Source organism: Rhizomicrobium sp. (genome assembly GCA_037200045.1).
Classification (GTDB): domain Bacteria; phylum Pseudomonadota; class Alphaproteobacteria; order Micropepsales; family Micropepsaceae; genus Rhizomicrobium.
Genome location: JBBCHM010000001.1, coordinates 1,300,476 through 1,313,335, shown reverse-complemented (window position 1 = coordinate 1,313,335; position 12,860 = coordinate 1,300,476). Strand labels below are relative to the sequence as shown.

The following is a 12,860-nucleotide window of genomic DNA, read 5'->3' as shown; positions in this document are numbered from 1 at the left end:
ACCCTAACTCGAACTGAGCAGCGCCGTGTTGCCGCCGGCGGCGGCGGTGTTGACGGTGTAGGTGCGCTCCAGGGCGAAGCGCGGCAGGTAGTGCGGGCCGCCGGCCTTGGGGCCGGTGCCGGACAGGCCCTCGCCGCCGAAGGGCTGGACGCCGACCACGGCGCCGATCTGGTTGCGGTTGACGTAGATGTTGCCGACCCGGACGCGGGCGCGGACGAAATCGGCGGTCTCCTCGATCCGGCTGTGGACGCCGAGCGTCAATCCGAACGACGTCGCGTTGATCGCGTCGCACACCTTGCCGAGGCTGTCGGCGGAATAGCGGATCACGTGCAACACCGGGCCGAACACCTCGCGCTTCAGCCGGTCGAGGGAATCCAATTCGAAGGCGTGCGGCGCGAAGAAGATGCCGTTCGACAATTCCGGCGGCACCGTGAGCTTGCGCAGCAGCCTGGCCTCGCGGGTCATCCGCGCCGCGTGGGTTTCCAGCATCTCGCGGGCGGCTTCGTCGATCACCGGGCCGATATCGGTGTCGAGCCGCAACGGATCGCCGATCTTCAATTCGTCCATCGCGCCGAGCAGGATGGCCAGCATCTTGTCGGCGACATCGTCCTGCACGAACAGCACGCGCAGGGCCGAGCAACGCTGGCCGGCGCTGTCGAACGCCGAGGCCAGCGCGTCGCGCGCGACCTGTTCGGGCAGCGCGGTGGAATCCACGATCATCGCGTTCTGGCCGCCGGTCTCGGCGATCAGCGTGGCGATGGGGCCGCTGCGCGCGGCGAGCGCGCGGTTGATGGCGTTGGCGGCGTCGGTGGAGCCGGTGAAGGCGACGCCGGCAAGGCGCGGATCGGCGAACAACACGTTGCCGATGCGCGGGCCGTCGCCGGGGAGCAGATGAAGCACATTCGCCGGCACGCCCGCCTCGTGCAGCAGCCGGACGGCGGCGGCGGCGATCAGCGGCGTCTGCTCGGCGGGCTTGGCGAGCACGCCATTGCCGGCGGCGAGCGCGCCGGCGACCTGGCCGGCGAAGATCGACAGCGGGAAATTCCACGGGCTGATGCAGGCGAAGACGCCGCGCCCGTGCAGCGTCAGCTCGTTCGACTCGCCGGTCGGCCCGGGCAGGCGCAGCGGCTCTTCGAAGGTCCGCGCGGCGCGGGTCGCGTAATAGCGCAGGAAATCGACGGCCTCGCGGACTTCGCCCAAGGCGTTCGGCAACGTCTTGCCGGCCTCGCGCACCGCCAGCGCCATCAGGAGCGGCCGGTTCTTCTCGAAGAGATCGGCGGCGCGATAAAGAATGCCGGCGCGGACCTTGCCGCCCGTCGCGTCCCAATCAGGCTGCGCCTTGTGCGCCAGTGCCAACGCGGCGCGCGCGTCGTCCGAGGCGGTCTCGAGGACCGTACCGACGATCCGGCGGCGATCCGTGGGATCTCGAATCTCGGACGGCGCGCCGCCGCTCACCGCGCCGGCAATGACGGGCGCCGCGTCGTGGCGGGTCCGCAGAATTTCTTCGATCTGCGACAACAGCGGTTCGCTGATCTTCGGATCGCTCAGCAGGAAGCCGTGCGCGTTCTTCCGCTCGCCCAGAATGTCCTTCGGCAACGCGATCCGGGGATTGCGATGCGGATGGGCGGCGGCGATCTGGGCCACCGGATCGGCGATGATGTCGGCGACCGGCGCGTCGTCGTCGGCGAGGCGGTTGACGAAGGAGGTGTTGGCGCCGTTCTCCAGCAGGCGGCGGACGAGATAGGCGAGAAGGTCCTCATGGCTGCCGACCGGCGCATAGATGCGCGTCGGCACGCCGCCCAGCTCGCGATGGATCTCGTGCAGCGCCTCGCCCATGCCGTGCAGGCGCTGATATTCGAAGTCGCGCCGGCCGCCGGCCAGCGCGTCGATCGCGGCGAGCGAATGGGCGTTGTGGGTCGCGAATTGCGGATAGAGCGCGGCGCCGGCGCCGAGCATGACGCGGGCGCAGGCGAGGTAGGACGTGTCGGTCGCGGCCTTGCGCGTGAACACCGGATAGTCGTCGAGGCCCAGTTCCTGGCCGCGCTTGATCTCGCTGTCCCAATAGGCGCCCTTCACCAGGCGCACCGGAATGCGCCGGCCCTGGCGCCGCGCCAGATCGATCAGCCAGGCGAGCACCGGCATGGCGCGCTTCTGATAGGCCTGCACCGCGAGGCCGAGGCCGTCCCAGCCGGCGAGCTCCGGCGCCGCGCCGAAGGCTTCGAACAGATCGAGCATCAGATCGAGGCGCTCAGCCTCCTCCGCGTCGACGGTGAGCGCAATGTCGGCGGCGCGGGCGCGGGCGCCCAGCGACAGCACGACCGGCACCAACTCGGCGAAGACCCGCTCGCGCTTGACCCATTCGTAGCGCGGATGGAGCGCGGAGAGCTTTACCGACAGGCTGGGGCGCTCGAAGATCGCGCGGGAGTCCTTCGGGGTCGTCGCGGCAATGACGTCGAGGGCATCGCGGTAAGACCGCGCGTAGCGCGCCGCGTCGGCCTTGGTGTAGGCGGCCTCGCCCAGCATGTCGAAGGAGAAGCGGTAGCCCTTCTCGGCCAGCGGCCTCGCCTCCTTCAGCGCCTCGCCGATGGTGCGGCCGAGCACGAATTGGCGGCCGAGGATGCGCATCGCATAGGTGACGGCCTGGCGGATCACCGGCTCGCCCGAACGGGCGACCAGCTTCCTGAAGATGCCGTCGAAATCCCATTTCGAGGTCTCGTCCAGGCGGACGATGCGGCCCGTCAGCATCAGCGCCCAGGTCGAGGCGTTGACGAACAGCGAGTCCGATTTGGCGCGGTGGCGGTCCCATTGCGCGCCGCCGATCTTGTCGCGGATCAGCCGGTCGGCGGTCTCCGCGTCGGGGACCCGCAGCAGCGCCTCGGCGAGGCACATCAGGGCCACGCCCTCCTCGCTCGACAGCGCGTATTCACGCATGAAGGCGTCGATGCCGCCGCTCTTGCCGCCGGCCTTGCGGATGCGCGCGACCAGGTCGGCCGCGACGCGGGCGGTCTCCCGCGCCTCGGCGGGCGACAGCGTGGCCTGGGCGATGCGCCGGTCCACGATGGCGTCTTCGTCGGCGAGATAGGCGGCTGAGATTGCGTCGCGCGGCGGCGTCATGGCGATGTCGGTTCGGATGGCGGAGGCGATTGTAGCGCGGCCCCTGCCCGGCGCGCTATGTTCGCGCGATGAAAACGCCCGAGATCGTCACGACCATCGCCGCGCTGCGCGCTCGGATTGCCGGATGGCGCCGCGACGGCGCGCGCATCGGGCTGGTGCCGACGATGGGGGCGCTACATGATGGGCATCTGTCGCTGGTGCGCGAGACACAAAGCCGCGCCGACAGGAGCGTCGCCAGCATCTTTGTGAACCCGGCGCAGTTCGCGCCGCACGAAGATTTCGACCGCTATCCGCGCGACCTCACGAGCGATGCCGCCAAGCTCGGCGGGGCCGCGCTCGACCTGATTTTCGCGCCGTCGGTCGCGGAGATGTATCCGCAAGGCTTCGCGACGCGGATCGAGGTCGGCGGACCCGCCAATGGCCTCGAAACCGACTTCCGGCCGCATTTCTTCGCGGGTGTCGCCACGGTCGTATCGAAGCTGCTGATCGCGGCGATGCCGGATGTCGCCATCTTCGGCGAGAAGGACTACCAGCAGCTTCTGGTCATCCGCCGCCTGACGGCCGATCTCGGCCTGCCGATCGAGATCGCCGGCGGGCCGATCGTGCGCGAGGCCGACGGGCTCGCGATGTCGTCGCGCAACGCCTATCTCAAGCCCGAACAGCGCCGGATCGCCGGGCGGCTCAATCTTGTCCTGCGCGATGCCGTCGCGCGGTTGAAACGTGGCGACAGCGTCGCGGTGGCGGAACAGTTCGGGCGCAGCGATCTGCTGGAAGCGGGATTCGAGTCCGTCGACTATGTCGCGATCCGCGACGCGGCGAGCCTGGAAAAGATCGAAAGCCTCGACCGGCCGGCGCGGATTCTCGCGGCGGCAAAGATCGGCGCGACGCGGCTGATCGACAACATGGCGGTGTGAACGCCCGCGTCACAGAAGACCCAGTTCGACCAGTTCGGCCTGCAGCCTTTCGGGAAGCTTTTCGAGGCCCTTGGCGCCGCGCGCGTCGGGCGGGGCGTCCTTCGCGGGGAGATAGCGCCAGCCCTGGAAGGCGCGGTGGGCGCGGCGGCGCACCGGCACCAGCTCGGGCGCGTAGACCAGGCCGCAATGCGGCGTGCCGTTCTTGGTCACGCGGCGGATGTCGATCAGCGTCTGGCGCACCGCGATCTGGCCCTTGATCACCCAATAGAGCGAGCCGCCGTCCAGGACCTCGTCCTTGCGCTTGGGCATCATGCGGGTGACGTGGATCAGTTCGGGCGTTTTCACGCCGCGCTTCTTCTGATCGCGGACGCGGCCGGCCTGCCATTGCGCCAGCTCCTCGACCGTCTCGACGCCGACGCAGAGCTTGAGGATGTGCAGAGTCATGCCGACACCACAAAGCGCACGACGATGGTGCCCTCGCCGACCTGATCGCCGACCGCGACGGCGACGGCCTCCACGGTCGCGGCGCCGGGCGCGGCCAGGGTGTGCTCCATCTTCATCGCTTCGAGAACGGCGAGCGCCTGGCCCGGCTTCACCGCGTCGCCCGACTTGACGAGGACCTGGATGATCTTGCCCGGCATCGGCGTCACGACGCGGTCGGTGGCGGAGCCCGCGGCATCGGCGGCGTCGAAGGGATCGTATTCGCGCACCGTGTAGGTCTCGCCCTTTTCCATCACCGCGACGGCGCCGTTGGCGAGACGGATCGCGGTCGCGTCCGGCGAGGCGGCGGCCGGCGCCAACACCGGCTTGCCGTCGACGGCGAAGGCGATACGGGGCGTCTTGGCACCGCCGAGGCGGAAGCCGTCGCGCGCGGCCCAGGGATCGGCGCTTTCGGCCGTGTGTTCATGGACGATGAAATCGGCGGCGGCGGACAGAATGCGCGGCGGCAGCGTGGGCGGCGGAACGAGGCTGGCCAGGTGGCGCTCGATGAAGGCGGTGTCGATGTCGCCGGCGCGGAAGTCGGGTTCGCGCAGGGCGCGGGCGAGGAACGCGTTGTTGGTCTTCAGGCCGGCGATCTGCGTTTCGTCCAGCGCGGCGGCGAGCGTCCGGATCGCGTCGTCGCGCGTCGGGCCATGGGCGATCACCTTGGCGATCATCGGATCGTAGAACGGCGTCACGACATCGCCCTCGCGCACGCCGCTGTCGATGCGCACGCCTTGCGGGAAGCGCAGGCGCTCCAGCGTGCCGATCGAGGGGAGAAAGCCGGCCTGCGGATCCTCGGCGTAGAGCCGGACCTCGATGGCGTGGCCGGCGATGGCGAGATCGGGCTGCAGTTTCGGAAGCGGTTCGCCGGCGGCGACGCGGAGCTGCCATTCGACGAGATCGGTGCCGGTGATCGCCTCGGTCACGGGATGCTCGACCTGCAGCCGCGTGTTCATCTCCATGAACCAGATGCGGTCGGCCCTCAGGCCCTCGGACGCATCGGCGATGAATTCGACGGTGCCGGCGCCGCGATAATCGACCGCGCGGGCGGCCTTCACGGCGATCGCACCGATGGCGGCGCGGACGGCAGGGGGCATGCCGGGGGCAGGCGCTTCCTCGATCACCTTCTGGTGGCGGCGCTGCAGCGAGCAGTCGCGCTCGAACAGATGCACCGCGTTGCCGCGATCGTCGGCGAAGACCTGGACCTCGATATGGCGCGGGCGGGTGACGTATTTCTCGATCAGCACGGCGTCGTTGCCGAAGGCGCCGCGTGCTTCGCGCTGGGCGCTGGCGAGCGCGGCGGCGAAGTCGCCGGCCTCGTCCACCTTGCGCATGCCCTTGCCGCCGCCGCCGGCGACCGCCTTGATCAGGACGGGATAGCCGATGCGCTCGGCCTCTGTCGCCAGGCGCTCGGCGGACTGGTCCTCTCCGAGATAGCCGGGCACCACCGGCACGCCGGCCTTCGCCATCAGCGCCTTTGCGCGGTCCTTCAGGCCCATGGCGCGGATCGCGCCGGGCGGCGGGCCGACGAAGACGATGCCGGCGCTCGCGCAGGCCTCGGCGAAGCCCGCGTTCTCCGACAGGAAACCGTAGCCCGGATGGATCGCGTCGACGCCGCTCGCCTCCGCCGCCGCCAGGACCGCGCCGATGTCGAGGTAGGATTGCGCCGGTGCCGCCGGGCCGATGCGGATCGCGCTGTCGGCCAGCGCGACATGGGCGGCCTTGGCGTCGGCGTCGGAATAGACCGCGACCGTCACCACACCCATGCGCCGGGCGGTGCGGATGACGCGGACGGCGATCTCGCCGCGATTGGCAATCAGAAGGGACTGGAACATCGGGCGGGTTTAAGCACAGTTCGCGGCGCCGAAATACCGGCGATCAAGCGTTCGCGAAACGACTGTGGATAAGTGCCGCCGGCCGTTTCAATGCGCGTGGGCCGGCGGCGACAGGAACATCCGCTTGATGAACATCAGGACCGCGATGACGATCAGATAGCCGACATAGAGCGCGACCGCGGTGCGCCAGAACTCGAACTCCATCAGCGGCGGCAGGCGGAAGGCGGCGTGGCGCGCGACCACGGGAATGAGGACATCGGCGATCAGGTGGACCAGCGTGGCGCCGAGCGCCACCGCCCAGATCCGGTCCCAGGCCGGCGCGATGATCGCCGCGACAAGAGCGATGACGAGGCCCTCGACCGCGTTCACCGAGTCATAGCCTTCACGAAGGAAATCCAGGATAACCCTGAGGAAATGCGTGATCTGATCCATGGTCATCCCCATCTGCGTTTACCGTATTCTAGCGGACAACGCGGAACTTTGGGGGAAGTTTCGCGGTGGGCGGCTCAGGCGAGATCGCGGCGCAGAAGCGTGACCGTCTTGCCCTCGCCGTAAGGTTGCCGGCCGATCTCGGTGAAACCGCGCCGCGCATGGAAGGCGAGCGAGGCGGGGTTGGGCGGCGCGACATTCACCTCGCAGACGACGGTGCGGATGCCGCGCGCGCGGGCGGCGCTCTCGAAATCGTCGTAGAGCCGGTCGGCCAGCCGGCGGCCGCGAAACGCCGGCGCGACCACGACGCGGTCGACATAGAAGAAGCTGTCGAAGCGGGCATCGAACCAGCGATAATTCGGGCTGTCATAAGCCGCGCCCTTGGCGAAGCCGAGCAGGAAGGCGGCGACCGTGCCCTCCTCTTCCATAACGCGCAGATAGGACGCGGCGGCGGCGAGCCGGGCCAGCCGCGCCGCGTCCAGCGGACTGAGGACATGCACCGACTCTGCGTTGAGCGCGAGGGTCGCCGGCCAGTCGGCGCGGGTGGCGTCGCGCGGCATCAGAGCTTCGCGAGCGCGGCTTCGAACACGTGCATCGCGCCGGGATCGGCGGCGAGCGCGCGCAATCGCTTGGCGAAGGCGCGCGACTCGGGGACGGCGAAATGCGCGCGGATCGCGGCGGCGTCGGCCCAGCGCTCGAAGAAGTGCAGCTTCAGCGGATTCTCGGCATCGACATAGACGCCGTGCTCGATGCAGCCGGGCTCGGCGCGGGAGCGGTGGACGTGCTCGAGCGCGATGCGCAGCATCTCGGCGCGGTTGGCCTCGGTGGCGACGACGTGGCCGGCAACGACGATCATGGATCCTCCAGCATGGCGGGGCGGAAGAGCTTGCGCCATTTGCGCGTCTCCGCGCCCGACAGCATGAACGCACCGTCGCCGCGATAGTGGATGGTCCGGGGCCATCGGGGCGTCGCGGCGGCGCGGGCGGCTACGACATCGAAGACGAACAGCTCGTAGCCGTCGATCAGCCGGTCGTCGGCCAGGCGGCATTCGAGGTTGACGGGACAGGCGGCGATGAGCGGCGCCGACACCTTGCGACCCTTTTCCTTGGCAAGGCCGAACGCCGCGAATTTGTCGGTGTCGCGGCCCGAGCAATTGCCGATGCGCACCACGGTGGGCGCGATATCGACCGCCGGAATGTTGATCGCGCATTCGCCGCTGTCGCGGATCAGGCGGTGGCTGTGGTTCGCGTTCCAGATGTAGCAGCCGACGCGGTCATAGCCGAGCATCATGTGCCAGCCGCAGGTCATGATGTCGGTTTCGCCCTCGTGCGCGGAGCTGATGAGGATGATCGGTCCCGGCTCCAGATAGCGGCGCGCCTGGGCGGCGGGAAAGGCGCGTTTGGCGGGGGGCTTGGCGATCATGGGCTCGACCGGATGTTTGAAACGCGCCACAAGATGATATACATTTTCAATTGTATATCATCGAGGTCGCCATGCAAATCGCCAAATGGGGGAACAGCCTGGCCGTGCGCCTGCCCAAGGCGCTGGTGGAGAAGCTCGGGTTGAAGGAAGGCGACCAGGTGGAGGTGACGGTCGAACGGCAGGAGGACATCGCGCGGCAGAAGCGCCTCGCGGCCCTCAAGCGGATTCGGAAATATCGCGGCTGGATGCCGAAAGACTTCAAATTCGACCGCGAAGAAGCGCATGAGCGCGGTCAGCGTCTCGACGAGCCGCATGAGCGCGACTGACTTCTTCGATTCGAACGTTCTGCTTTACCTGGTTTCGCTGGACGCCACGAAAGCGGATCGCGTCGAAGTCCTGGTGTCGGACGGCGGGACTGTCAGCACCCAAGTGCTCAATGAGTTCGCGGCTGTCGCGACACGCAAGTTCGGTCGGCCCTTGAACAAGGTCCGCGACCTGCTCAATCAGATCCGGTCGGCGTGCGAGGTCGTGCCGCTCGATATCGCGACACACGATATCGGCCTCGATATCGCCGAGCGCTACAAATATTCGATCTTCGATTCCATGCTGTTGGCGGCGGCGACACGGGCGAAGTGCACGACCTTGTTCACGGAAGACCTGCATCACGGTCAGATAGTTGGCGGATTGACGATCCGAAATCCGTTTCGTCCGTAGTTCACATCCTAAACACGCCGAACTTCGTCTCGGCAATCGGCGCGTTCAGACAGGCGCTGAACGCCAGGGCCAGGACCCGCCGCGTGTCGGCGGGCGCGATGATGCCGTCGTCCCAGAGGCGGGCGGTCGCGTGGTAGGGGTTGCCTTCCGCCTCGAAGCGCTCGCGGATCGGCTGCTTGAAGGCTTCCATCTGATCGGGCGTCCATTTGTCGGCGTCGCGGTTGACCGTCGCCAGCACCGATGCGGCCTGCTCGCCGCCCATCACGCTGATGCGGCTGTTGGGCCAGGAGAACAAAAAACGCGGGGAGAAGGCGCGGCCGCACATGCCGTAATTGCCGGCGCCGTAACTGCCGCCGACGATCAGCGTGATCTTCGGCACCTGGGCGCAGGCGACCGCCGTCACCATCTTGGCGCCGTCCTTGGCGATGCCGCCGGCCTCGTATTTTCGGCCCACCATGAAGCCCGCGATGTTCTGCAGGAACAGGAGCGGGATCCTGCGCTGGCAGCACAGCTCGATGAAATGCGCCGCCTTGAGCGCGCTCTCGGAGAACAGGATGCCGTTGTTGGCGATGATGCCGACGGGCACGCCCTCCAGATGGGCGAAGCCGGTGACGATGGTCGTGCCGTAGAGCTTCTTGAACTCGTCGAACTGCGAGCCGTCGACCAGCCGCGCGATGATCTCGCGCGCGTCGTATTGCACCGCCAGCGAAGGCGGCACGATGCCGTCGAGCTCGGCGGTCTCGTAGGCCGGCGGCCTGGGTGGGGCGAGCGGGATTTTCGGCTGCTTGGTCGTGTTGAGACCGGCGACGATGCGGCGGACGATGGCGAGGGCATGGAGATCGTCATTGGCGTAGTGGTCGGCGACGCCGGACTGGCGGGCGTGCACCTCGGCGCCGCCGAGATCCTCCGCCGTGACGATCTCGCCGGTGGCGGCCTTCACCAGCGGCGGGCCGGCGAGGAAGATCGTTCCCTGCCCTTTGACGATGATGGTCTCGTCGCTCATCGCCGGCACGTAAGCGCCGCCCGCAGTGCAGGAGCCCATCACGGAAGCGATCTGCGGAATGCCCGCCGCGCTCATGTTCGCCTGGTTGAAGAAGATGCGGCCGAAATGGTCGCGGTCGGGGAAGATCTCGGCCTGGTTCGGCAGGTTCGCGCCGCCCGAGTCGACCAGATAGATGCAGGGCAGCCGGTTCTGCTGCGCGATCTCCTGCGCCCGCAGATGCTTCTTCACGGTGATCGGATAATAGGTGCCGCCCTTGATGGTCGCGTCGTTGCAGACGATGACGCATTCGCGGCCGCTGACGCGGCCGATTCCGGTGATGAGACCAGCGCCGTGGATGTCGCCGTCATACATGCCGAAGGCGGCGAGCGGCGACAGTTCGAGGAAGGGCGAACCGGGATCGATCAGGCGCTCGACCCGCTCGCGGGGGAGCAGCTTGCCGCGTTCGGTATGCCGCTTGCGCGAACGCTCGTCGCCGCCGAGGGAGGCTATGGCCTGGCGAGATTTCAATTCTTCGATAAGTTTCCTCATCGCCTCGGCATTCGCCTTGAACCCGAGCGCGGTGCTGGAGATGGAGGATTTAATAGCGGTCACAAGTCCTTGTCTCTCTCGCTGACCAATTGCACCAGCCATTCGGTCGGTTCATCGTCGATGTCTGTGGTGAACTGAGCCGCAATCATATCCAGTTGCGACTTGTCGTAAAAAAGCGGCGGCTCGGGGAAGATGAGCAATTCGGGATATTTGGCCGTGATTTCGGCCACGGAATGCGCACAAACGAAGGCCCAGAGTCCTCCCTGGCCGTAATCATAGCAAACCAGATATTTCGACTTCTGTTCCGTCACAACCGCTCCACCGCCACCGCCGTCGCTTCGCCGCCGCCGATGCAGAGCGCGGCGACGCCGCGCGTCTTGCCGCGCGCTTCCAGCGCGTTCAGCAGCGTCACGATGATGCGCGCGCCGCTGGCGCCGATCGGATGGCCCAGGGCGCAGGCGCCGCCGTTCACATTCACCTTGTCATGTGGCAGGGCGAGGTCGCGCATCGCGATCATCGCCACGACGGCGAAGGCCTCGTTGATCTCGAACAGGTCGACATCGTCCGTGCTCCAGCCGGCGGCCTTGAGCACCTTCCGGATCGCGCCGACCGGCGCGGTGGTGAACCATTTGGGCTCATGCGCATTGCTCGCCTGCGCCACGATGCGGGCGATGGGCTTCAGCCCGCGCTTCTGCGCTTCGGCGGCGCTCGACAGGATCAGCGCCGCGGCGCCGTCGCTGATCGAGGAGGAATTCGCCGCCGTCACCGTGCCGTCCTTGGCGAAGGCCGGCCTCAAGGTCGGGATCTTCTCGGGCTTGGCGGTCTTGGGCTGCTCGTCGAGCGCGACATTGGTCTCGCCGCCCCGGGTCGGGACCTTCACCGCGACGATCTCCGCCGCGAAGGCGCCCGAGTCCTGCGCGCGCTTGGCGCGCATCAGAGATTCGGTGGCGTAGGCGTCCTGCTCGGTGCGGGTGAATTGATAGTGGCGCGCCGCGTCCTCGGCGAAGCTGCCCATCAGACGGTGCTCATAGGCGTCCTCCAGGCCGTCGAGGAACATCGAATCCTTGACCTCGCCATGGCCGAGCCTGAGGCCGGCGCGGGCCTTGGGCAGGAGGTAGGGCGCGTTCGACATGCTCTCCATGCCGCCGGCGATGGCGAGCACGGAACGGCCGGCGGCGATCTGGTCGGCGGCGATCATCACCGCCTTCATGCCGGAGCCGCACATCTTGTTGACGGTCGTGGCCGGCACGTCGAACGGCACGCCGGCAAAGACCGCCGCCTGGCGCGCCGGGGCCTGGCCGAGGCCGGCCGGCAGGACGCAGCCCATCACCGTCTCGTCGATGTCGGCGGCGGCGATTTTGGCCCGCTTGATCGCTTCGCCGATCGCGGCGGCGCCCAAAGCGGGCGCGGCCAGCGCGGAAAGCTCGCCCTGGAATCCGCCCATCGGCGTGCGGGCGCCGGCCAGGATGACGATGTCGGTGTTAGCCATGTCCTTGAAATCCCTAGGTTACGCGCCTGTCTCGCAATGGCACAAAGGCCATGACCGCAGCGGGCCCCTGAGTTATCATCAACCGATAAGCGGGCCAAGCTGGCGCAGGGGAATGGGGGCATGAAAGCGGAGATCGTGGCACCGCTGGTCGGCATCGTCGCCGCCGTGCTGCTGGCCGCCGCCTATTTCGCGCCGCCCTATCTGGGCGTGGCGGTCGAGCCGGCCAAGGTGCTGGCGATCGGCGTGATCCTGACCGCGGGCGCGTCGCTGGCGGTGCTGGTCTTCATGGCGATGAACCCGTCGGGCCATGGCCAGGGCGGCCGGGCGAGCACCTATTCGCCGCTCAACGAGCCGCCCGTGCTGCCGTTCATCGCGCTGTTCCGCGATCCCGAAATTGCGACCGTGACCGTCACGGCGACGCCCGGCGATCTGGCCGGCGACCTTCTCGCGCGCCATGCCGAGGCGCTGAAGAATCCCGAGCAGGCCGCGGACAAGCGCTTCTTCCTCGTGCTGAAGGCCGGGCGCAAGACGTTCAACCCGCTGGAGATCAAGAGCGTGTTCGCCAAGCTGCTCGCGTTCCGCGGCTTCTATCATGTCCTTTTGATGAGCGAGAAGGACGAGTATGTCGGCTATATCCCGGTCGAGGGCTGCAAGAAGGACTTCACCGGCGAAAACGCCGAGACCAAGATCACCAAGTACATCGTCGAGGTGCTGGCGGACCCGAAGAAGAGCGAGAGCCTGCGCGCCTTGAAGGGCGCGGCGCAGGACGACACGGTCGAACAATCGGTCGACATCCGCGACGCGGCGCGGAAGATGTGGCTGAACGAGAAGATCCAGGCGCTCGTGGTCTGCCGCAGAGCCAAGCCGATCGGCGTGCTCGACAAGCAGAGCGTGCTGACACTGACCGCGACGGGGGCGTGAGCGCGGTG

14 protein-coding genes are annotated in these 12,860 nt (G+C 67.9%); 4 read left to right on the top strand and 10 right to left on the bottom strand.

The annotated features are described in order from the left end of the window. Positions 1-3: 3 nt before the first annotated feature. On the bottom strand, positions 4-3,114 hold the full coding sequence (gene putA, locus WDM86_05980; protein ID MEI9989568.1) for a bifunctional proline dehydrogenase/L-glutamate gamma-semialdehyde dehydrogenase PutA: 3,111 nt from the start codon (positions 3,112-3,114) through the stop codon (positions 4-6). A gap of 68 nt (positions 3,115-3,182) precedes the next feature. Between putA and panC the strand changes: the two genes are divergently transcribed. Beyond that, positions 3,183-4,028 carry a pantoate--beta-alanine ligase gene (gene panC, locus WDM86_05975; GenBank protein MEI9989567.1) on the top strand — a complete coding sequence of 282 codons (846 nt, stop codon included), beginning with the start codon at positions 3,183-3,185 and terminating at the stop codon, positions 4,026-4,028. Between the two features lie 9 nt (positions 4,029-4,037). On the opposite strand, the gene WDM86_05970 is transcribed toward panC, so the two are convergent. The 6 genes from WDM86_05970 to WDM86_05945 form a co-directional block, all read right to left on the bottom strand. Further along, the gene (locus tag WDM86_05970; protein MEI9989566.1) at positions 4,038-4,472 is read right to left on the bottom strand and encodes a DUF1489 domain-containing protein; all 435 of its coding nucleotides are present in this window, start codon (positions 4,470-4,472) and stop codon (positions 4,038-4,040) included. Beyond that, the gene (locus tag WDM86_05965) at positions 4,469-6,346 is read right to left on the bottom strand and encodes an acetyl/propionyl/methylcrotonyl-CoA carboxylase subunit alpha (GenBank protein MEI9989565.1); all 1,878 of its coding nucleotides are present in this window, start codon (positions 6,344-6,346) and stop codon (positions 4,469-4,471) included. The genes WDM86_05970 and WDM86_05965 overlap by 4 nt, the downstream gene beginning before the upstream one ends. Positions 6,347-6,433: 87 nt before the next feature. After that, on the bottom strand, positions 6,434-6,778 hold the full coding sequence (locus WDM86_05960; protein MEI9989564.1) for a hypothetical protein: 345 nt from the start codon (positions 6,776-6,778) through the stop codon (positions 6,434-6,436). A 74-nt stretch (positions 6,779-6,852) separates the two neighbouring features. Beyond that, positions 6,853-7,335 carry a GNAT family N-acetyltransferase gene (locus tag WDM86_05955; protein MEI9989563.1) on the bottom strand — a complete coding sequence of 161 codons (483 nt, stop codon included), beginning with the start codon at positions 7,333-7,335 and terminating at the stop codon, positions 6,853-6,855. Continuing rightward, complete coding sequence (locus WDM86_05950; GenBank protein ID MEI9989562.1) at positions 7,335-7,631, bottom strand: putative quinol monooxygenase; 297 nt, start codon at positions 7,629-7,631, stop codon at positions 7,335-7,337. Before WDM86_05950 ends, WDM86_05955 begins: the two co-directional genes overlap by 1 nt. Continuing rightward, positions 7,628-8,197, bottom strand: a complete 570-nt coding sequence (locus WDM86_05945) for a flavin reductase family protein (protein ID MEI9989561.1) — start codon at positions 8,195-8,197, stop codon at positions 7,628-7,630. The genes WDM86_05950 and WDM86_05945 overlap by 4 nt, the downstream gene beginning before the upstream one ends. Before the next feature lie 71 nt (positions 8,198-8,268). On the opposite strand from WDM86_05945, the gene WDM86_05940 reads away from it, so the two are divergent. Together WDM86_05940 and WDM86_05935 are read left to right on the top strand one after the other, a co-directional pair. Beyond that, entirely contained in the window at positions 8,269-8,523 is a 255-nt protein-coding gene (locus WDM86_05940; protein ID MEI9989560.1) for an AbrB/MazE/SpoVT family DNA-binding domain-containing protein, read from the top strand. Then, positions 8,480-8,911, top strand: a complete 432-nt coding sequence (locus WDM86_05935) for a PIN domain-containing protein (GenBank protein ID MEI9989559.1) — start codon at positions 8,480-8,482, stop codon at positions 8,909-8,911. Before WDM86_05940 ends, WDM86_05935 begins: the two co-directional genes overlap by 44 nt. 1 nt (position 8,912) lies before the next feature. Here the strand turns inward: WDM86_05935 and WDM86_05930 are convergent, their stop codons facing one another. From WDM86_05930 to WDM86_05920, 3 genes are read right to left on the bottom strand one after another with little or no spacing between them, the layout of a single operon-like run. Then, positions 8,913-10,505 carry a carboxyl transferase domain-containing protein gene (locus WDM86_05930; protein ID MEI9989558.1) on the bottom strand — a complete coding sequence of 531 codons (1,593 nt, stop codon included), beginning with the start codon at positions 10,503-10,505 and terminating at the stop codon, positions 8,913-8,915. After that, the gene (locus tag WDM86_05925) at positions 10,502-10,753 is read right to left on the bottom strand and encodes a hypothetical protein (protein MEI9989557.1); all 252 of its coding nucleotides are present in this window, start codon (positions 10,751-10,753) and stop codon (positions 10,502-10,504) included. The genes WDM86_05930 and WDM86_05925 overlap by 4 nt, the downstream gene beginning before the upstream one ends. Continuing rightward, positions 10,750-11,931 carry an acetyl-CoA C-acyltransferase gene (locus WDM86_05920; GenBank protein ID MEI9989556.1) on the bottom strand — a complete coding sequence of 394 codons (1,182 nt, stop codon included), beginning with the start codon at positions 11,929-11,931 and terminating at the stop codon, positions 10,750-10,752. The genes WDM86_05925 and WDM86_05920 overlap by 4 nt, the downstream gene beginning before the upstream one ends. 120 nt (positions 11,932-12,051) lie before the next feature. Between WDM86_05920 and WDM86_05915 the strand changes: the two genes are divergently transcribed. Further along, positions 12,052-12,852: a hypothetical protein gene (locus tag WDM86_05915; protein MEI9989555.1), complete on the top strand. Its 801-nt coding sequence runs from the start codon at positions 12,052-12,054 to the stop codon at positions 12,850-12,852. Positions 12,853-12,860: the final 8 nt, after the last annotated feature.